At 53.3% G+C, this 20,993-nt stretch carries 17 protein-coding genes; 12 read left to right on the top strand and 5 right to left on the bottom strand.

What is annotated here, in order from left to right:
• Window positions 1-5 precede the first annotated feature (5 nt).
• Both rhaD and fucO read left to right on the top strand, forming a co-directional pair.
• Window positions 6-827, top strand: coding sequence for a rhamnulose-1-phosphate aldolase (gene rhaD / locus R2K26_RS08460; RefSeq protein ID WP_308448589.1), 822 nt, complete (start codon window positions 6-8; stop codon window positions 825-827).
• Window positions 828-920: 93 nt separating this feature from the next.
• Window positions 921-2,069 carry a lactaldehyde reductase gene (gene fucO, locus R2K26_RS08455; RefSeq protein WP_316519582.1) on the top strand — a complete coding sequence of 383 codons (1,149 nt, stop codon included), beginning with the start codon at window positions 921-923 and terminating at the stop codon, window positions 2,067-2,069.
• Between the two features lie 78 nt (window positions 2,070-2,147).
• On the opposite strand, the gene R2K26_RS08450 is transcribed toward fucO, so the two are convergent.
• The 3 genes from R2K26_RS08450 to R2K26_RS08440 all read right to left on the bottom strand — a co-directional run bounded on the left by R2K26_RS08450 (window position 2,148) and on the right by R2K26_RS08440 (window position 7,340).
• The gene (locus tag R2K26_RS08450; RefSeq protein ID WP_316519581.1) at window positions 2,148-3,716 is read right to left on the bottom strand and encodes a glycosyltransferase family 39 protein; all 1,569 of its coding nucleotides are present in this window, start codon (window positions 3,714-3,716) and stop codon (window positions 2,148-2,150) included.
• Window positions 3,717-3,808: 92 nt separating this feature from the next.
• Window positions 3,809-4,801 carry a glycosyltransferase family 2 protein gene (locus tag R2K26_RS08445; protein ID WP_316519580.1) on the bottom strand — a complete coding sequence of 331 codons (993 nt, stop codon included), beginning with the start codon at window positions 4,799-4,801 and terminating at the stop codon, window positions 3,809-3,811.
• Window positions 4,791-7,340, bottom strand: a complete 2,550-nt coding sequence (locus R2K26_RS08440; protein WP_316519579.1) for a YfhO family protein — start codon at window positions 7,338-7,340, stop codon at window positions 4,791-4,793. The genes R2K26_RS08445 and R2K26_RS08440 overlap by 11 nt, the downstream gene beginning before the upstream one ends.
• Window positions 7,341-7,797: 457 nt before the next feature.
• On the opposite strand from R2K26_RS08440, the gene dusB reads away from it, so the two are divergent.
• The 6 genes from dusB (at window position 7,798) to galT (ending at window position 14,807) form a co-directional block, all read left to right on the top strand.
• Complete coding sequence (gene dusB / locus R2K26_RS08435; RefSeq protein ID WP_316519578.1) at window positions 7,798-8,784, top strand: tRNA dihydrouridine synthase DusB; 987 nt, start codon at window positions 7,798-7,800, stop codon at window positions 8,782-8,784.
• 17 nt (window positions 8,785-8,801) lie between these two features.
• Entirely contained in the window at window positions 8,802-11,396 is a 2,595-nt protein-coding gene (gene polA, locus R2K26_RS08430; RefSeq protein ID WP_316519577.1) for a DNA polymerase I, read from the top strand.
• Between the two features lie 6 nt (window positions 11,397-11,402).
• Window positions 11,403-12,218: a putative RNA methyltransferase gene (locus R2K26_RS08425; protein ID WP_316519576.1), complete on the top strand. Its 816-nt coding sequence runs from the start codon at window positions 11,403-11,405 to the stop codon at window positions 12,216-12,218.
• A 201-nt stretch (window positions 12,219-12,419) separates the two neighbouring features.
• The gene (locus tag R2K26_RS08420) at window positions 12,420-12,842 is read left to right on the top strand and encodes a low molecular weight protein arginine phosphatase (protein ID WP_308448596.1); all 423 of its coding nucleotides are present in this window, start codon (window positions 12,420-12,422) and stop codon (window positions 12,840-12,842) included.
• Between the two features lie 9 nt (window positions 12,843-12,851).
• The gene (gene rimI, locus R2K26_RS08415; protein WP_316519575.1) at window positions 12,852-13,286 is read left to right on the top strand and encodes a ribosomal protein S18-alanine N-acetyltransferase; all 435 of its coding nucleotides are present in this window, start codon (window positions 12,852-12,854) and stop codon (window positions 13,284-13,286) included.
• 27 nt (window positions 13,287-13,313) lie between these two features.
• Window positions 13,314-14,807, top strand: a complete 1,494-nt coding sequence (gene galT, locus R2K26_RS08410) for a UDP-glucose--hexose-1-phosphate uridylyltransferase (RefSeq protein WP_316519574.1) — start codon at window positions 13,314-13,316, stop codon at window positions 14,805-14,807.
• A gap of 121 nt (window positions 14,808-14,928) precedes the next feature.
• Here galT and R2K26_RS08405 read toward each other — a convergent pair whose 3' ends face one another.
• Complete coding sequence (locus R2K26_RS08405) at window positions 14,929-16,494, bottom strand: putative ABC transporter permease (protein ID WP_316519573.1); 1,566 nt, start codon at window positions 16,492-16,494, stop codon at window positions 14,929-14,931.
• A 219-nt stretch (window positions 16,495-16,713) separates the two neighbouring features.
• On the opposite strand from R2K26_RS08405, the gene mscL reads away from it, so the two are divergent.
• Window positions 16,714-17,148 (top strand): large conductance mechanosensitive channel protein MscL, encoded by a 435-nt coding sequence (mscL, locus tag R2K26_RS08400; protein WP_316519572.1) that lies wholly within the window; start codon window positions 16,714-16,716, stop codon window positions 17,146-17,148.
• A gap of 174 nt (window positions 17,149-17,322) precedes the next feature.
• Here mscL and R2K26_RS08395 read toward each other — a convergent pair whose 3' ends face one another.
• Window positions 17,323-18,144, bottom strand: a complete 822-nt coding sequence (locus R2K26_RS08395) for a sugar phosphate isomerase/epimerase (RefSeq protein WP_316519571.1) — start codon at window positions 18,142-18,144, stop codon at window positions 17,323-17,325.
• A gap of 221 nt (window positions 18,145-18,365) precedes the next feature.
• Between R2K26_RS08395 and R2K26_RS08390 the strand changes: the two genes are divergently transcribed.
• Genes R2K26_RS08390 through R2K26_RS08380 form a run of 3 tightly spaced genes read left to right on the top strand, consistent with a single transcriptional unit; the run spans window position 18,366 to window position 20,919 of the window.
• Complete coding sequence (locus R2K26_RS08390) at window positions 18,366-19,742, top strand: MurT ligase domain-containing protein (protein ID WP_316519570.1); 1,377 nt, start codon at window positions 18,366-18,368, stop codon at window positions 19,740-19,742.
• Window positions 19,739-20,440: a hypothetical protein gene (locus R2K26_RS08385; protein WP_316519569.1), complete on the top strand. Its 702-nt coding sequence runs from the start codon at window positions 19,739-19,741 to the stop codon at window positions 20,438-20,440. Before R2K26_RS08390 ends, R2K26_RS08385 begins: the two co-directional genes overlap by 4 nt.
• Entirely contained in the window at window positions 20,440-20,919 is a 480-nt protein-coding gene (locus R2K26_RS08380) for a DNA-deoxyinosine glycosylase (RefSeq protein WP_316519568.1), read from the top strand. Before R2K26_RS08385 ends, R2K26_RS08380 begins: the two co-directional genes overlap by 1 nt.
• Window positions 20,920-20,993: the final 74 nt, after the last annotated feature.

Genomic DNA, 20,993 nt, shown 5'->3' with positions numbered 1-20,993 from the left:
TAAAAATGATGACGGAAATTCCCGCAGTACGCGGTTTTGTCCGCATGTGCACGGATGGTTGGGAGCAGGGCTGGCACGAGCGAAACGGCGGCAACCTGACCTACCGCATGAAGCCGGAGGAAGTGGAGCAGTGCCGTCCGTTCTTCACCGCGCCGCGCGAGTGGAACAGCATGGGCGTGCAGGCAGATAACTTAAAGGGCGAATATTTCATCACGACGGGCAGCGGCAAGTTTTTGCGCAATGTGCAGGACGACCCGGAGCACAATATCGGTATTGTAGAGATCAACGATGCGGGCGACAGCTGGCGCATTGTTTGGGGTCTTGAGAACGGCGCGCGCCCGACGAGCGAATTCCCGAGCCACTTTATGAACCACAGTGTGCGCAAGGCGGCGACGAACGGCGCTTACCGCGTCATTTACCACGCGCACACGCCGAATCTCATCGCGATGACATACATCATGCCGCTGACGGCGCGCGACTTTACGCGTGCTTTATGGCAGAGCGCCACGGAGTGCCCGGTGGTGTTCCCCGGCGGCGTGGGCGTGGTGCCGTGGATGGTGCCGGGCGGCGCGGACATTGCGATGGCGACGAGCGAGCTGATGAAAAAGTATGATGCGGCCGTTTGGGCGCACCACGGCTTGTTCGTTTCCGGACCGGATTACGACATTACGTTTGGCCTCATGCACACGATTGAGAAAGCGGCGCAAATTTATATGCTTGCTATTACGGCGGGCGGCGGTAAAATTCGCCAGACCATTACAGACGACAATTTGAGAGCCATTGCGAAGGAATTCGGCGTGGAACTGAACGAAGAATTTTTGAACTGATATTTACAATTTCGTTACAAACAATCTGTGCGGACAGGTGTATAATTAGCTTAGTTAAAAATTTCCCGTATTGGGGATTAGGAGATGTTTTTTATGGTCAGCAGAATCGTATTGAACACAATTTCTTATCACGGCAAGGGCGCGATTGAGAAGATTCCGGAGGAGCTTCAGGCGCGCGGCTACAAAAAAGCTTTTGTTTGCTCGGACCCGGACCTTTTGAAGTTCGGCGTTACGCAGAAGGTGACGGATCTTCTGGACAAGGCCGGCTTCCCGTATTCCGTTTACAGCGAGATCAAGCCGAACCCGACGATTGAGAACGTACAGCACGGCGTTGAGGCCTTCAAGGTTTCCGGCGCAGACTGCATCGTGACCATTGGCGGCGGCTCCTCCATGGATACCGCAAAGGCTATCGGCATCATCATTGAGAACCCGGAGTTCGCAGATGTTCGCTCTCTGGAGGGCGTTGCGCCGACGAAGAAGCACGCGGTGTTCACCATTGCTGTGCCGACCACTGCCGGTACCGCTGCGGAAGTGACAATCAACTACGTTATCACCGACGTGGAGAAGAAGAGAAAGTTCGTCTGCGTAGACACGAACGACATCCCGGAGATCGCGGTTGTTGACCCGGATATGATGTCCTCCATGCCGAAGGGCCTGACCGCTGCGACCGGTATGGACGCTTTGACCCACGCCATTGAGGGCTACATCACGAAGGGCGCCTGCACCATTTCCGATATGTTCCACCTTGAAGCCATTCGCCTGATTTCCGAGAACCTGCGCGGCGCGGTGCAGAACACCGAAGCCGGCAGAGAGGGCATGGCACTCGGTCAGTACATTGCAGGCATGGGCTTTTCGAACGTCGGCCTCGGCATCGTACACTCCATGGCACACGGTCTCTCCGCTCTGTATGACACCCCGCACGGCGTGGCTTGCGCAATCATCCTGCCGACCGGCCTTGAGTACAACAAGTCCGTTGCAGGCGAGCGTTACCGCGCAGTAGGCAAGGCCATGGGCGTTGAGGGCATTGACGCGATGACCGCCGAAGAGGCTGCCGATGCAACGATTGCGGCTGTGAAGAAGCTGAGTGAAGATGTGGGTATTCCGACAAACCTGAAGGGCATCCTGAAAGAAGAGGACGTACAGTTCCTCGCAGAAAGCGCATTTGCAGATGCTTGCTGCCCGGGCAACCCGCGCGACACCTCCGTTGAGGAGATTGCCGAGCTGTACAGAAGCTTGATGTAATCGTTTTTTGCATAAGGTAACCGAATAAACATAGAGACCCCCGCTTTCGGAGTTTTCCGGGAGCGGGGGTCTTGTGCGTTATGGGGTTATACGGTTTTTTTTTGCGGGAAGACGCGCAGAGAGCTTTTCGGTGATGCGGCAGAACAGGCGGCGGATATTTTCGATGCCGACGGCTGCAAGCACGCAGAAAAGCGGAACGTTGGTGTACAAATAACGGGCGCGTACTTCAAACAGGAGCTCAAAGACGGTGAGACCGATCCATGTGAGCCACAGGATATTTAAGGTTTTTGCGTGCTTATGACTGAAGCTGCTGAACAGACCGGCGGCGCCAAGCAGCAAGATCATGAGCCAAATGAATTGCTCGAAGGTTGTGAAATACAAGTAGCGGCTGCCGTCGGGGTAGTAGATGCTGCGGAGGAAGGGAGCGGCTTTTGTATTGGGCGGATCAAAAACGGTTTGAAGGAAATTTCCCTCTTTTCCCCATGCGAATGTACCGTCATTATAGAGCGTGAGCATTTTTTGCGCGAGCTGTTTGAGCGTGCCGAAAAAGCCCATTTCCTGTAAACGCTGTTTGCCGACGGCGATATTTGCCTGCGTGCGCTCGGAAGCGGTGACAAAAGAACGGGAATAGCGAACGTCTTCGGCGGAATAGACACCTTTTTTTTCCGGGTTAAGACCCATCATCCAGAAATGTGCAATGCCGAAGCTTTGCTCGTTATCAAGCTGAATGTGATAGTGGGAACACAGAAAACCTGTACCGGCTTTAACGGCGAAAAAGGTGATGGCGACTGTCAAAAGTGAGAGCAGAAGCGGTTTTAACAGATGCTTTTCGGACAGTGCGTAAATACCTTCAATCAAAAAAACGGCGATAAGCAAAATAAAACACTGCGGCTTGATAAAATACCCGAGTGTGCCGATGATGGCGGAAAGCACATAGGAGAGCCATTTGTGTTTTGCCGGACGGATGAATACATAGAGTGTAAGGATAGGGAAAATCAGCCCTAAAGCGTCTGTGTAGCAGATGACGTTCCACGGGGAAAGCCCAAAGCTGAGTACCGCGAGAAAAAAGCCGAAAAAAGCGTATAGCTTTCGTGTGAGCCGCGCGGCGGTTTTATAAACGAGCAGACAGGAAAGCGTGTTGAGTGCGCAGTTGACGGTGATGACGCACAAAGCCTGCTGTGTATCGGAGAAAATTCTGAAATATTTATTCAGCTTGAAGACGAACAGCTCGAAGAAAAAGTACAGCAGATTATTGGGATAGTTGGAAAAATAGCGGATATCGACCGAATGCTTGTGCATCAGATTGCGGGCGTTTTCTGTAAGGAGGCCTGCGTCCCAACCGGTTTCGAAATAAATGTTATAGGAAATATAGAGCTGTGCGGAAAATAAAAGCAGACACAGACCGTATATGAGCACATCGGACGATACGGTCGGCCGATGCCACGAAAGCTTGACCTGTTGCAGGCGGTCGAGAGACAGAAACAGCACAAAAAAGGCGATACCGAACAGAAGCAGAGCGATATTTGAGAGCAGAAATGTCTGCTTTTTGGCGTATGTACATTGCGTAAAAAACAGGAGCAATACAAAAACGCAGCCGAAAACGGAGCCGAGGAAAAATTTGGAAGCTCCGAAAGCGAATTTTTTCATAAAATGTACCTCTTAAACTCAACATGCCGTGAGCAGCGGGAAAAGAAATCCCGAACTGCCGAGACAATTCGGGATCCGGTTTGGTTAGCGTATCAGTGTTCGTCCAAGACTTTTTCTTCCGGTTCGGCTTTGAGGTGGGTTTCGATGAGGAAACGGGGGCGCTGCTTGACTTCGCTGTAAATTTTGCCAATGTAGCCGCCAACGACGCCGAGGCAGAGCATTTGCAGACCGCCGAGCAGCCAGATGGACGCGACGATGGCTGTCCAGCCCGCGACGGTGACGCCGCACAGGTGCGAGATGAGCGCGTACAGGAGGCCGAAGATGCTGAGGACGGAGATGAGAATGCCGAGGTTGGAGATGAGCTTTAAGGGCTTTACGCTGAACGACGTGATGCCGTCGAGCGCGAAGGAGATCATCTTTTTTAAGGGGTATTTGGATTCGCCCGCGAAACGCTCGGCGCGGTCGTAATAGACATAGTCGCTTTTAAAGCCGATGAGCGGCACGATGCCGCGCAGAAACAGGTTGACTTCCTTATACTCGGAAAGGCCCTCGAGCGCGCGACGGCTCATCAGACGGTAATCGGCGTGATTGAAGACGACGTCTACGCCGAGAATCTTCATGAATTTATAAAAGCCCTCTGCGGTGGTGCGCTTGAAGAACGTATCGGTCTCGCGCTTGTTGCGCACGCCGTAGACGACGTCGCAGCCCTCCATATATTTTTCGACGAAGCGGTCGATGACGTTAATGTCATCCTGCAGGTCGGCATCCATGCTGATGGCGCAGTCGCACAGCGGCATGGCGGTCATGAGGCCGGCGAGCAGGGCGTTTTGGTGGCCGCGGTTGTGCGCGAGCTTTACGCCGTCCACATAGGGAATCGCTTCAGCATATTCGGAGATAATCGCCCAAGTTTTATCCTTGCTGCCGTCATCGACATAGAGAATGCGGCTTTCGGGATCGACCTGCTCGGTGCGGATCATGGTGTGCATTTTTTCGGTCAGACGCTTGGTGGTCTCCGGCAGCACGGCTTCCTCGTTGTAGCAAGGAATGACGAGGTACAAGACCGGAATATTACGTTCAGTCGTCATTATCAAAACCTTCTTTCTTTTCCAAAGCGCGGTCGGTTTGACTGCGCGGTTTTACGTGAATAAGCCCGCTGTTTTCAAAATGCGCGCCGTGCTTTTTTGCATAGTGGGAGAGCGGGCGCAGCACCATATTGTGGCGGGCGAGCGGCACGGGGACTTCTTTGAAGATCGTGCGCATGAGTACCATATAAAGTACGAACAGAAGCACGCACACGACGGTGATTGCCATGCCGAGGAACAGGCCGGGCGTGCGGTATTTGAACTCGATCTTGACATTGGTGCCGGCGTTGACGCGGATGGCCATGAAGCCGACGTTCACCTTTTCGATATCAACCTTTTCGCCGTTGACGTAGGCCGACCAGCCGTCTTCGTACGGGATGCTGAAGAACACGGGCACGTCGCGACTTGCTGTGATGGTGGCGTTAAAGCCGGTATTTGTGTATTCAAAGGTATCGCAGGTGAGCTTTGCGCGGTTTTCGCAATCTGTTTTGTAGGTTTCCTTGGTGTAGGAGAGTTCGCTTGTATCGAGCGGAGAAAGCATATCGCCCCATTTTGAAACCTGCTTATCGGTGAGGACGATGCCCTTGAGCATCAAAAGCTCGCGGTAGCTTTCGCTTGTGTTTTCGTAATCTTTTTCGGTGACGTAGCTGTCGTAGGTGAAGCCCATGGGAATGTAATGTTCGTTTTCCCAAATGTCAAAGCCGTTTGTGTTGCCGTAGTACATCCAGCCCGGCATGGCGGGGTCGGCGTAGTCTTCGCCGGCGAAATACTCGGTATCGTGATCGTCGTCAAAAAGATACTTGACGCTTGTCAGTCCGCGCAGGCCGTAGTGAGTGGTATCCGGGCGGGAAGCGACATCGCGCTGCACGCCGATGGAATCGTAGAACTCCATGAGCGAGCCGGGGACGATGCTGTGGAACGCCTGAATGGATTGTACCTCCCAGAACATGGCGGAGTTATCGAGGCTTTCGTAGAAATCCGTACGGACGTTGTCGTCGCGCAGATCGTCTATGGCGACATCCGCGCCGCCGTTTAAGGCGTAGGGGATGATGTGGTCATAGGTGTAATCCGACTGTGTTTTGCCGAGCGCGATGAAGAAAACAGAATACAGCACGATGGTGATGCTGAGGCAGACGGATGCGGCGCGGTAGAACGGGCGGGAGCCGCGGTTATAAAATGCAAGAACAAAGCCGACGAGTGCAAGTGAGAGGAGCGCAATGGCGGCGTATGTCCAGAAGCGCGTGGGGTATTTTTCGAGGCCGAATGTGACATCGGTAAGCTCGCCGTCTGTTTTGGTGAGTGTGGGCATGAGGCCGATGACGAGCGTCATGGCGAGCGTGATGAGCGTTGTCCACTTTAAGGAGCGGCGCCAATCAACACGCGGGTTTTCGAGCGCCATCATGGTGGCGGCGGCCATCATGAGCGTGAGCATATAGAACCAGCGTGCGTAATACGACGCGTTCATGAGCTGGAACAAAGCGTTGAGGCCGGGAATAAACGCCATGAAGAGCAGAACGTAGAGCATCTTTTTCAGCCAGTGGCGGCGCTTCAGCTGCATCCAGCCGATGACGCCGGTCATGCTGAACATGGGCAGCCATGCGCCGAGGGACGCCCATTTGGATTCGGAATCCGGGGTGAAGTTCGGGCGTGCGGGAAGATCCGGCGGGAAGAAGAGACACTGCAAAATGTGAATGTAGCGCTGGTTTCGGTCATAAAGCAGGGCGCTCCAGCCGCTGATGGGATTGGAAACGCGGTAGTTTTGAATGATGCACAGAACGCTTGGCACAAGCAGAATGCACGCGATGCCGAGGCCGAGCACGGCTTCGAGCGCGAGCAGGAGAAAATCTTTGACCGTGATGTGCCAGCTGCCGGAGAGCAGACGCACAAAGAAGTAGATGACCGTGAATGTCACCATGCCGACGAAGAAATAATAATTCACGATGCACGCGGCGGCGACCATGAGCGCAAAAATACCGCGGCGCTTTGTGTACATGTATTCATCGAGCGCGGCTAAGAGCAAAGGGAACACGATGATGGCTTCGTGAAAATGATTGAAAAAGATGTTGTAGATGGAGTAGCCCGAGAACGCGTATAAGAGAGACGCTAAGAGCGCCGTGTTGGGGTTCTTTGCATAGCGGTGCAGATAAATATAGCCGGAGAGGGAGGCGCAGCCGAACTTTAGGATGAACAGCGGACCCATGAGGTATTGCAGCCACTCGCCCGGGAACGGAATGGTGAGCCAGAAGAACGGGCTGCCGAGCAGGTAGAACGAATAGGAACCGATGAAATTGACGCCGAGGTCTGTTAAATGATTCCAGCCGATGTTGCCGGAACGAATGGCATCGTGCGCGATGCGGTAGAACGGCACCTGCTGCACATTGAAGTCGCCGTAGAACAGAAAGCGGCCGCCGTCTACGATCATGAACGGCACAAAGATGACAAAGGCCAGAGCGAGGCCGAAAAGGAAGGAGAAGAGGAAATAATTGCCGCGCGGCTTTTGCTGGATGCGACCATCGCGCACATAAGATTTTGAGGTATCCAAGTGAATGTCCTCCTGTATGTGAATTTAGAATGAGGTTTCTTGTAAGCGTGGTTAAAAGTTTTTGATCGACCTTTTTTCAAATGAAGGTCAAACCGAACCTGCGGTTCGGTCGTGGGGTCTCGGGGTGAAGCCCAGAGTCGTCGTCCGCAGACGACGAAAACTTTTTTGCCTCCCAAAAATCAGGACTGGGAGAAACCAATGCTTCGCATTGCTATCAAACAGTCCGGTGGACTGTTTTTGCGCGGGAGACCCAATTAGGGGGTCTCCCGAAAGGCGTGTAACGCCTTTTTAAAAGAGAGATTCTCCGCATCTATATTTAATCCCAGTATAACACAAATAAAGGGTAGATTAAAGGCAAATTCTAATTTTTAAGGAAATTTTATTGAAATGTGCGGGGCAGTTCGGTATTATAATATAAGTAAAATTAAAAATACAGAAAAATCAGAAGGATATAAAAATGAAAATCGGAAATCTGACTTTAAACGGCGTGGCGGCGCTGGCACCGATGGCGGGCGCGACAGATCGGCCGTTCCGCGAGCTTTGCTGCTCGTTTGGCGCAGCGTACTGCGTGACGGAAATGGTCTCAACGAGAGCGCTGCAGTATAACTATAAAAAAACGCAGGAGCTTATCACGCTCGGCGAAAAGGAACACCCCGTCGCGATCCAGATGTTCGGCGACGACCCGCTCATCTTTGCATCTGCCGCAAAGCGCGCCGCAGCGGCCGGGCCGGATGTTATTGATATCAATATGGGTTGCCCTGTGCCGAAAATTGCGGGCAATAACTGCGGCAGCGCCTTAATGAAAAAGCCGCCGCTGTGTGGGGATATTGTCCGTGCCGTGAAAAATGCGGTCGACCTGCCCGTGACGGTGAAAATTCGCAAGGGCTGGGACGAAAACAGCGTGAACGCAGTGGAGGTCGCGAAATATTGCGAAGATGCGGGTGTGGACGCCATTTGCGTGCACGGCAGAACGCGCACACAGATGTATGAGCCGCCGGCGGACTGGGATATTATCCGTCAGGTGAAGGAAGCCGTGAAGGTGCCCGTCATCGGCAACGGCGACGTAAAATGCGTGCAGGACGCCGTGCGTATGATGAACGAAACCGGGTGCGACATGGTGATGATCGGGCGCGGGGCGCTCGGCAATCCATGGATCTTCAGGGAGATCAACGGCTATTTCAGCAGCGGGCTGCGCATTATGCCGCCGCCGACGCTTGCGGAGCGCATTGTGGTCATTAAAAAGCATATAGATGCGCTGTGCGCCGCAAAGGGAGAAGGGCGCGGCATGCGCGAAGCGAGAAAGCATGTGGCGTGGTACATGCACGGTCTGCGCGGTGCGGCGGAATTCCGGCGCATGGCGGGCGAGCTGGAAACGCTCAGCGACCTCGATAAATTGCTTGAGAAAGTGTATATAGAAAACAAAGACGTGTCTTTTGACCCGTAACGGAAAGGAAGATCAGCGTGAAGCTTTTGGTACTGGACGGCAACAGCATTTTAAACCGCGCGTTTTACGGCATTAAGCTGCTGACAACGAAAAGCGGCGAGTTTACAAACGGTATTGTCGGTTTTTTGAACATTCTGGAAAAAGTAAAGGACGAAACGGAGCCGGACGCGGTGGCCATCGCGTTCGATATGAAAGCGCCGACATTCCGCCACAAGGCCTATGCGGGTTATAAGGCGCAGCGCAAGGGCATGCCGCCGGAGCTTGCGGCGCAGATGCCGGTCTTAAAGGAACTGCTCGGCGACCTCGGCTATAAAATCGTGACGTGCGAGGGCTGGGAAGCAGACGATATTCTCGGCACGTTTGCGGAAACGTGCGAAAACACGGACAATACGTGCATGATTGCGACCGGCGACCGGGACAGCCTGCAGCTTGTCTCGCCGAAAACGACGGTGCGCCTTGCAACGACGAAATTCGGTCAGTCTGCCGTGACGCTGTGTGATGAGGCGTATATCAAAGAGACGTACGGCGTGGAGCCGAAACAGCTCATCGACATCAAGGCCATTCAGGGCGATACCTCGGATAATATTCCGGGCGTTGCGGGCATCGGCGAAAAGGGTGCGGGCGAGCTGATCCGCAAGTTCGGCTCTTTGCAGTATATTTACGACAATTTAGATGAGCTGGACATCAAGCCCGGCATGAGAACGAAGCTGATCAATTCCAAAGACAACGCGTTTTTAAGCTACGACCTCGGCACCATCCGCCGCAATGCGCCGATCGATACGGAGCTTGTGCATTATATTCCCGGCGAGGGCGACCCCGCAGCCGCGGCGCAGATCATGACGCGTTTAGAGCTCTTTAAGCTGATGGAACACTTGCACCTGACTCCCGGCGCGGCGCCGACGGCGAACAGCGCACAGGCTGAAGAAGCGGCTTTGCTGCCCGTGAAGAATTATAAAGACGGCGCAGCGGTGCTCGGCCGGTGTGAGGACGAGGGGGCGGCGTACTTTGTGCCGGTGTTTGAAAACGACGAATTAAAGCAGCTTGTGTTTAACGGTAAGTTCGACGCGGGCAAGTCGTCGATTGCGGTCGTGGATGCGGACGACGCGTTTTTGAAGGCGTTCCTCGGCAGCAAGGTGACGAAAAAGTACACGTTTGCGCTGAAAAAGCTGCACCGCACGGCGCTGCATTTGAGAACTTCCCTTGAAAACGCCGTGATGGACACGGAGCTTGCGGCGTATCTTTTGAACCCCTCGGGCTCCGATTACGGTGTGCTGCGTTTGGCGGCGGAATACGGCATTGCCGTGCCCGCATATGAGGACGCGAACGTGCAGGCGGCGGCTGTGCTGCCCGCTGTTTGTGCGGCGCTGCAAAAGGGCATCGACGAAAACGGCCAGCACGAATTATTGGAGAACATTGAAATTCCGCTTGCTTTGGTTTTGGGCGAGATGGAGGAAAGCGGCTTCCTTGTTGACCGCGAGGCCATAAAAACCTACGGCGAGGTGCTTTCTGAGCAGGTGGACGCGCTGCAGAAAGAAATTTATGAAGACGTGGGGTACGAATTCAACATCAACTCCCCGGTGCAACTGGGCGAAGCGCTGTTCGTAAAGCTCGGACTGCCGCACGGCAAAAAGACGAAAAAGGGATACTCCACAAACGCAGATGTGCTGGAGGGTCTGCGCGGCGTGCATCCGGCGGTCGATAAGGTTTTGCGCTACCGCACGCTGACGAAGCTGCGTTCCACGTACTGCGAGGGCTTGCTGAAAGCCATCACGGCGGACGGGCGCATTCACTCGAGCTTCAACCAGACCGAAACGCGCACGGGGCGTATTTCCTCGACTGAGCCGAATTTGCAGAACATCCCGGTGCGCACGCCGCTTGGGCGTGAATTCCGCCGATTCTTCATCGCAAAAGAGGGGAATGTGCTTGTGGACGCCGACTATTCGCAGATTGAACTGCGTGTATTGGCGCACGTGGCAAACGACACGCAGATGCAGGAGGACTTCCGCCTTGGGCGCGACATCCACACCATGACGGCGGCGCGTGTGTTCGATATGCCCGAAGATCTTGTGACCCCGCAGATGCGCAGCCGCGCGAAAGCGGTCAACTTCGGCATTGTGTACGGCATCGGTGCGTTCTCGCTTTCAAAGGACATCGGTGTTTCCCGCCGCGAGGCCGAGGACTACATTCACGATTACCTGCGCAATTATAAGGGCGTTGCAGACTATATGGAGCGCGTGGTGGAGGAAGCGAAGAAAAACGGCTATGTGGAGACGCTGTTCGGCCGCAGACGCTATCTGCCGGAGCTTGCAAGCTCCAATTTCAATATGCGTGCGTTCGGTGAACGTGTGGCGCGCAACATGCCGATTCAGGGCACGGCGGCGGACATCATCAAGATTGCGATGGTGCACGTGCGCAACCGTTTGAAAGCCGAAAAGCTCGATGCAAAGCTGATTTTGCAGGTGCATGACGAACTCATTGTGGAGTGCCCGGAAGCGGAAAGCGACACGGTGAAGAAAATTCTGGAAGAAGAAATGGCAAACGCGGTGCAGCTGAGCGTGCCGATGTTGGCAGAGGCCGGAAGCGGTAAGAGCTGGTATCAGGCGAAGGGCTAAGGGTTTATGATGATATTTTGCTGTCCCGCATGCGGCGGCGCGTTGGAAAGAGAAGACCGCGCGCTGCGCTGCGCAAACGGACATTCTTATGATATTGCGCGCCAGGGGTATGTGCATCTTCTGCCCGTAAAGCAGATGCACGCGAAGATTCCCGGCGACACAAAGCAGATGGTGGACGCGCGCCGCGTGTTTTTGAGCGGCGGCTACTACGATGCGTTCCGTGACAAACTGGCGGAACTGACGGACAAATACCTGCCCGAGAACGGCGTTGTTTTGGACGCAGGCTGCGGCGAGGGCTTTTACACTTCGGCTTTATTTGAAAAAGCCAAAGCGAAAAACGGTTCGGTTTCCGGCGTGGACATCTCAAAATTCGCGGTGAAAGCGGCTGCGGGCAAATATAAGGGCATCGATTTCGCGGTGGCGAGTTTATTTCACCTGCCGTGTGCGGAAAACAGTGTAGATGTGCTGACGGACGTTTTTGCGCCTATTGTGCCGGAGGAGTTTTTTAGGGTGCTGAAGCCGGGCGGCGTGATGATCCTTGCGGTGCCGGGTGCGCGACATCTGTACGGCATGAAAGAGGTTTTATACAAAGAGCCGTATGAGAACGAAGAGCACGACACGGCCTACGACGGGTTTGAATACCTCGGCCGTGCGTGTGTGCAAAAGTTTATCACGGTGAACGGGCAGGAGAACATTGAAGCGCTGTTCTCCATGACGCCGTACTACTGGAAGACGGACGTAGAGGGCGGCGAGCGTCTGCGTGCGCTCGATGTGCTCGAGACCGAGATTAAATTTGACTTTCTGGTTTACAGGAAGAAGTAGGCGAGTGCGCCTTTCAGCAGCTTTGTGCGGCACAATGTTGTTTATTATTGTTGTTTTGTTGTCATTCATTGAAAATTAAAGAATACTTAGTAGAATTCTCTCCCGAACTGTGTTATGATAGGTAGCGGTCGTTCGGGAGCGTTTTCATTTTGGAAGACGGAATACGACCGATTATAGAAGTATTCGAGGTTTATAATAAAGATGAAAATTTTGTTTGTCTGCACCGGCAACACGTGCAGAAGCCCAATGGCGGAGGGCATTTTCCGCCACGAAATGGAGCAGCGCGGCTTTGAGAACATCATGTGCCAAAGCGCCGGTCTTTCCGCGCTCGATGGGCAGCACCCCAGCGAAAATGCGGTGCTGGTCTGCAAAGAGATCGGCGTGGACATCAGTGGTCACATTGCACGCCGCTTTACGCCGGAAGAAATCGATGTGTGGGACGTTTATTTCACGATGTCGAAAACCCACGCGTACATTTTGATGCAGGCGGGTGTGCCGGCGGAGAAGATTTACGTACCGCATTACATTGACGATCCCTACGGCGGGGACCTAAATACCTACCGCAAGTGCCGCGACAAGATCTGCGAGGAATTGCAGACGTTTGAGCAGCATCTCGGTTTTTAAGGAGCGTTTATGCAGATTGTTTCGATGACGGCGGAGCATGTTTCGCGCCTTGCGGAGCTTGAAAAGCTTTGCTTTTCGGAACCGTGGAGCGAAAAAAGCCTGACGGAGGAGATTGATAATCCTGCTGCGTGCTTTTTGGTGGCGATGCAGCAAGATGAGGTGCTCGGCTACGGCGGCATGCACACGGTGCTGGGCGAAAGCTATGTGGACAACATTGCGGTGTTCCCGGAGTTTCGCGGCCATGGTGTGGGCAGAACGCTCATGGCGGCGCTGATCGAAAAAGCGCGGGAAAACGGCGGCGTTTTCATCACGCTGGAGGTGCGGACATCAAACCTGCCGGCCATTGCGATGTACCGTTCGCTCGGCTTTACGGAAGCGGGCGCGCGCCGTAATTTTTACACAGAACCAAGAGAGGATGCGCTGATTTTTACGCTCTCCTTTTGAATTTTTAGCTATACGGGGGTAAAAAGTATGCTTTTCGGAAAAATCAAGGCGCTTGTCGAATACGGCGTGCGCACGGGGCTCATCGAAGCGGAAGACATGATTTACACGCGCAACCGTTTATTGGAGGCGCTTTGTGAAGAGGATTACGCGGATGAGGAAGCGGAGCAGAGCGAAAACCTGGCACTTTTGCTGGACGGCCTTTGCGACGAAGCCGTAAAGCGCGGCATCATCGAGGACGGTGCGACGTCCCGCGATTTATTTGACACGAAACTGATGGGCCTTTTGACACCGCGCCCGTCCGATGTGAACCGCACATTTCGCGCACTTTACAAGGAATCCCCGGAAAAGGCGACGGACTGGTTCTATAAGCTTTGCGGCGACTGCAATTATATCCGCCGCGACCGTGTGGCGCGCGATTTAAAGTGGGTGTATAACGACCCGCGTTTCGGTGCGATTGATATTACCATCAACCTTTCAAAGCCGGAAAAAGATCCGAAGGCCATTGCTGCGGCAAAGAAAATGAAGGCTTCCGGTTATCCTGCCTGTATGCTGTGCAAGGAGAATATCGGTTATGCGGGCCGCATGAACCACCCGGCAAGACAGAACCACCGCGCAATCCCGATCACGGTGAACCATGCGGATTGGTTTTTGCAGTATTCTCCGTATGTGTACTACAATGAGCACTGCATTGTGTTCTGCGGCGAGCATGTGCCGATGCAGATTGACAAGAGCACGTTCCGCAAGCTGTTTGATTTTGTGGAGCAGTTTCCGCACTATTTCCTCGGCTCTAATGCCGATTTGCCCATCGTTGGCGGTTCCATTTTGACACACGACCACTACCAGGGCGGCCACTATACGTTCGCGATGGCGCGCGCGAACATGGAGGAGCACTGCACGCTGCACGGCTTTGAAGACGTGGAAGCGGGCATATTGAACTGGCCGGTCTCCGTTTTGCGTTTGCGCCATAAAAACCCGGAGCGCCTGATTGACGCGGCCGACCATGTATTGAAAGCGTGGAGAAGCTACACGGACGAGGACGCGTTCATTTTTGCGGAGACGGACGGCGAGCCGCACAACACCATCACGCCGATTGCGCGCTGTGTGGACGGCGTATACGAGCTCGACCTTGCGCTGCGCAACAATATTACGACGGAAAAGTATCCGCTCGGCGTATACCACCCGCACGACGAATATCATCACATCAAGAAAGAGAACATCGGCCTCATTGAAGTTATGGGCCTCGCGGTTTTGCCGTCCAGACTGAAAGACGAGCTGAAGACCCTGAAAGACGTGATGCTGAAAAACGGAGACGTTTCAAGCGTGGAGAGCATCGCAAAGCACGCGGAGTGGGCAGCGCAGGTGAAGCGCGACCACCCGGAAATGAACGAAGCGAATGCCGAGCACATCTTGCAGCAGGAAGTGGGAAAGGTATTCGTAAAGGTGCTGGAGAACGCAGGCGTCTACAAATGCACGGCAGAGGGCAGAAAAGCGTTCAGAAAGTTTGTAGAAAGCGTACGCTGAATCGAAAATAATACGATAAAATAAGGAATCCACCGTATGAGTGAAAGCGATACGGTGGATTCCTTTTAATTCGTGATGAAACAGCTTCAAATTTCTTTGCCGCAGTATGGACGGATTGCGTTTACGTGTTCTTTACCGTGTCTTTCAGCGGTTCGCTTTTCGTGCCGTCTTCGTTGACCTTCTGCATGTTCGGGTAGACGAGCGCAAGGTAGTCGTCGTCCAAATGCTTATCGAGGAACATTTGGAACGAGCTTGTGGCGGGGATGCCCTCGGCGCGCTCGTTGGCGCGGGTCAGCGCGGCGCAGGAGATGAGCCCGTCAAACAGCATGAACGCAACGAGCAAAATGGTGAGGATAGCGCCCGGGCGCTTCGGGATTTTTTCGATCATGCGCGACATGGCGGGGTAAATTTCTTTGATCCAGATAAGGCCGAGCGTGCCCCAGATGAGCGCGAACATCAAGTTTGTGCGGCCGTCAATGTTGAACGGCGTGCCGCTGTAATCCCACGAAACGGTGCCGAACAGCATCTCCTGTCCCCAACTGCACAGATACTCGAACGCCGCACCGATGATGCCGCTGGCAACAAAAATGATGATGTCGTCCTGCTTGTAGAGCTTATACAGGCACAGCGTGATGATGGCTGCGCCGCCGCCGTAAATGGGCTGGAATGGGCCGTACACAAGGCCTACACGCAGCTCAATCTGGTGCGCGATGAAGAACGCCCAGCATTCTTCAAGCACAAAACCGGCAAGGCAGCCGATGAAGAAGATCCAGAAGAGTTTTGTGAAGTTCATGCCGAACGCAAACGGGCGGTCTTCCGGGTTTTCGAATGTAGCTTCATATTCATAGCGGTTGCGCTTCCAGCGTTCGGCGGAGCGCTTTTTGCGCTCTTCCGTCGTGATGCGGTACGCTTTTAATTCCTTTTCGTACTGCTCGTTCGTCATATCCGGCGAGGCGCTCATGAAGCGGCGCTTTAAGAAGTTCGATTTGTTGAGGAGTGCCGTGTAGTTTTCGTCGGCGGTCTTCTGTGCTTCCTGAAGCTTCTTTTGCAGGTCGAGGTCATCGATGGCCTCCGCTGCGCCGATGGCGCCGCCGGTGACGGCATTGCCGAGGGCGTTTCTCGCCTCGCGCACGCGGTCTCCGAGTTCGGATAAGCGTTTAAACTGGTGATTCAAGCGCTGCACGGTGATGGACGTGATGATGATGTCGAGCAGCATGATGCCGAGGACAGCATAGAGGATGACCCAGCCGACGGTGCGGTTGACGTAGTGCAGAAGTGACGTGAGTACCGGCACGATGAACACCACAATGAACGAGAAGCACACGCCGCGCACGGTGGCGACGGGCACGGAAACGTAGCCCTTGATATTCCACTTGAATTTGGAGTAATCACGCAGGCGGATGTGCGTTGTTTTGCGCAGCAGCCACGCGAACGTGAATTCCACAAGGAAGCTTGAAATCAGGCAGAAAAACAGCGTGGCAACAAACGACGTCTGCCAATGCAGCGCCGTCAGTGCCGCCCACGGCAGCGCAATCATCAGGCCGTACTGCGGGCAGTACGGACCGTTCAGCATGCCGGGGTTTTTGAATTTTCGGTATACCATGCCGATGTACCCCACCTCTGCGACCCAGCCGCAGAAGGAAGCAAGCACAAAGTACCACAGAAAAAGCCAGATCTTATATGCCATGCGTGCATCTCCTTAAACCATCGAGCGTCCTATGTATATCTCGGAAAAGTATAAAACAGTATAGCATATTTCACGGTTTTCAACAATACTTCTGCAAGAAAAAACTGTCGGAAACCGCAGCAATGTCGGAAATTTTGAGGGGAAAACAAAATTGGAATTGTTTTTTGACAGTAGTTGTGATACGCTGTTAAAAGAAATTCAGAAAGGTGCGAATCTGTTATGAAAAAGTTACTGGAAGAGTTCAAGCAATTTATTGCGCGCGGCAATGTGCTGGACATGGCCGTCGGTGTTGTTGTGGCATCTGCGTTCACGGCAATTGTCAACGCGGTTGTCAGCGGTCTTTTGACGCCAATCATCGGTCTTTTGCTCCCGGATACGACGTTTGCGGAATGGGAGCCGGGCGGCTTTGCCATCGGTGAGGTCATCAATGCGGTCATTACGTTCTTCATCACGGCTGCGGCTGTTTTTACCATTGTGAAGGCGGTAAACGCCGTGTCGAACCTGAAGAAAAAGCCGGAGGAGGAACCGGCGGCTCCTACCACGAAAACCTGCCCGTACTGCCTGATGGATGACGTAAAGATCGGCGCGACAAAATGCCCGCACTGCGCATCCGTGCTTCCGCCGGAAGACGAAGAGGAAAAGAAGGACGCATAATATCTCGCTTATACATACGCGGCTCCACGGTGCTTTCATGCGCCGGGAGCCGTTTTTCTTTTTATTGTCCGAAGGACTATAGCATTCGCCGACAGGCGAATATAATGAAGGCGCACTTCCGGGAAAGAAAGTGCGCCCCAATCAGCATTACTATTTCATTTAGCTTCGGTAAGATTACCAGCCGAGGCCCTTGAGATAATCGCGGCTCATCTTCACGGCTTCGAGAGCGGGGGTGTCATAAGACTGATCCTGCTCGACAACGACCCACTTGGAGCCGGCTTCCAGTGCTGCATCGAGCACCGGCGGAATGTCCTGCATGCCGTGGCCGACCGGACGGAACTCGAACTTGCCGGTTTCTTCCTTCTTCTCGGTCTCAATGCCGATGAGCTCGTACATGTTGGCCGGCTTACCTTCCTTGTAGAAGTCCTTGAGGTGGACGACCGGTGCGCGGCCGGCGTACTTCTTGATGTAATCGACCGGCTCTTCGCCGGCGACCTTGACCCAGCAGATATCAAGCTCGGTCTGGAGCAGGTCAGCGGGAATCTCGGTATAGATATAATCGAGTGCATACTGACCGTTCGGCATCTTTACAAACTCGAAATCGTGGTTGTGGTAAAGCAGCGTGATGCCGACTTTCTTGCAGGCTTCGCCGATCTTCTTGAAGGTCTCAATGTTCTTGAGGAACTTCTCGGTGCCCGGACGATCTTCTTCCATCAGATACGGGATGGCAATGTACTGCATGCCGATCTCCTTATACTGTGCGACCGTGCCTTCGATGTCGGCTTCGAGCTCCTGGAACGGAACGTGTGCGGAAAGCGGAACGAGACCCACTTCTTCCAAAATTGCCTTGACTTCCGCCGGCTTCATGCCATAAAGGCCTGCAAGCTCAACGCCGTCATAGCCCATGTCCTTGATTTTCTGCATGGTGCCCTTAAAATCGCGCTCAGCGTCATCGCGGACAGAATAAACCTGTACCGCTACGGGTAAAGTTTTCATGGTGAACTCCTCCTAAGTTAATGGATTGCTTTTCTTTATCATACAGTCTTTTTTGTGAAAAATCAATCCGTGATTATGAAAAATTCCTAAATATTCGCAATTTCGGAGCCGAAACAATTCAAAACGGCGTTATCTTGCAGTTCATCTTGCAGTTCACGTCTAAAAGTAGTATAATCATGCGTATCGATAAACGGAAAATTCAAATTTAAGGAATGAAGAAAATGAAACGAAATTTACGCTTTTATTTTGCGCTGATGTTTGCACGCGGTACGGCGCTGGTTTTAAAGCTCATCGGGCGAAAGGGCACGTCCATGCCGGGCTCTTGGGCTATTATTCTGTGCCCGGATTTTATCGGACGCATGCCGAAACCGAAGAAGATCATCGGCATTACGGGCACGAACGGCAAAACGACTGTCTCGAACATGATCGAGGATGTTTTGGAGGATAACGGCATCGAGTTCATGTGCAACCGCTCCGGCACGAATGTCGCGACCGGCGTGGCATCTACGCTCATTGCGAACAGTCACTTTTTCGGCAAGCCGAAGTGTGACCTTGCGGTGTTTGAGCTGGACGAGCGCTCTGCGCCGAACATTTACCCCTATATGCAGCCGGACATTGTGCTGTGCACGAACATTTTCCGTGATTCTTATAAGCGCAACGCGCACGCGGAGTTTATCCTCGATATTCTGAATAAGGAAATTCCAAAGGGCACAAAGCTCGTTTTGAACGGCGACGACCCGCTTTGCAGTTCCATTAAGCCCGAAAACGACCGCGTGTATTTCGGCATCGACCACCTTGACACGGACAAAAAGGAATGCGACAATATCGTAAATGATGTGCCTGCCTGCCCCAAATGCCACGGCCCGCTCGTGCACGACATTGTGCGCTACCATCATATCGGCCGTGTGCACTGCGAAAATTGCGGCTACCGCTCGCCGGACATCGACTACCTTGCAACGGACATCGATACGAAAGACATGAAGATGAACGTGGCGGTGGGCGGCAAAAAATCAGAATATCCGCTTTTGAACAGCACGAACATCAATATCTATAACTCTCTTGCCGCTATTGCGACGCTGCGTGAATTCGGCCTTTCCGAAGAAAAAATCCGCAATTCCATGGAGAAAATGGGCATCAGCGAGACGCGTTACTCTGAAAAAGAAGTGAACGGCAGAAAGTACATTCTGCACCTTGCAAAGGGGCAGAACCCCATTGCGTGCTCCCGTGCGTTTGAAAATATCCGTAACGCGCCGGGCAAAAAGTCCGTTGTGATGTTTCTCGACGACTACTTCGATGCGCGCCACACCGTGGAGAACACCGCGTGGTTCTACGACACCGATTTTGAGTTTTTAAATGACCCGAGCATCGTGCAGGTCGTCATTGCCGGTGCGCGCCACCACGATACGTATGTGCGCACGCTTCTGGCCGGTGTGCCGGCGGAGAAGATCGTGCACATGCGCGATGAAAGCGATACGCCTGCGGCGGTCTCGAAAGAAGCGGACACAGTCTTTATTCTGTACGACGTATACACCATTCGTTTGGCAAATGACATTCGCGATAAGATGATCGAACGTGAGAAGGAGGGCGAGACGAAATGAAAATAGAAGTCCTTTTCCCGGAATTCTGCAACCTGTTCGGCGACGCGTACAATATGGTCTACCTTGAAAAAACGCTGCCGGAAGCGGAGTTTATCCGCACGAAATTCAGCGACGATGTGCGCTTTACCGAAGAAAAAATGAACCTTGTGTATATGGGTCCCATGACGGAGCGTATGCAGGAGCAGGTCATCCGCAAGTTGATGCCGCTGAAGGAGAAAATCCAAAAAGCCATTGACGACGGCACGGTGTTCCTTTTCACGGGCAATGCGCTCGAAATCTTCGGCGATTACATTGAAAACGAGGACGGCAGCCGCGTAGAGTGCCTTGGGCTTTACCGTTTGTACGCAAAGCGCAACATGATGCACCGCCACAACAGCGACTTTGAGGGCGAATTTGACGGCAATGTCATCATGGGCTTTAAGACGCAGTTCACGATGGCCTACACGCCGGATGAATCGCACGGCTTGTTCGTGAAAAACAAAGGTGTGGGACTCAACGAAAAGGCGAAATACGAGGGTATCCGCGTAAACAACTTCTTCGGCACATACCTTGTGGGGCCGATCTTGGTTTTGAATCCGCCGTTTACAAAGTACATCTTGAGCCTGATGGGCGCGGGCGATGTGAAGCTTGCGTTTGAAGCGGAAAACATGGCGGCCTACGAGCAGCGCAAGAAGGATTTTGCCGAGAAGGTACACTGATGGTGCAGCACGAAATTTCGCCGGTGTTCGACAAAAACAGCCGCGTGCTCGTTTTGGGCTCGTTTCCGTCTGTGCAGTCGAGAAAAGCGGCGTTTTTCTACGGGCACCCGCAAAACCGCTTTTGGCGCGTCTTAAGCGCGGTTTTCGGTGAACCGGTGCCGGGGGATGTCCCCGAAAAGAAGGCGTTTTTGCTAAAGCATAAAGTTGCCTTGTGGGACGTCATTGCCTCGTGCGACGTGACGGGCTCGGCTGACGCGAGCATCAAAAACGTTGTGCCGAATGATCTTTCCGTGATTTTATCGACAGCGAACATCACGCATGTGTGTACAAACGGTCAAATGGCGCACAAGCTGTATCAAAAATATCTGGCGAAAGAGATCGACCTGCCGGAAACGGTTCTGCCGAGCACCAGCCCCGCGAACGCCGCGTGGAGCTTGGAGCGCCTGACAGATGCGTGGAAGATTATCCGATCAATTTAATACGGCAAGCACGCGGTTTTAAAAACCGCGTGCTTTTTTCACCCATTTTTTCCCTCTCCATATAATAAAATCAG

Source organism: Neglectibacter sp. CSJ-5, assembly GCF_032490475.1.
Taxonomy (GTDB): Bacteria; Bacillota; Clostridia; order Oscillospirales; family Acutalibacteraceae; genus Hominenteromicrobium; species Hominenteromicrobium mulieris.
The sequence above is the reverse complement of the archived record's forward strand: the minus strand, read 5'-3'. Positions and strand labels throughout refer to the sequence as shown.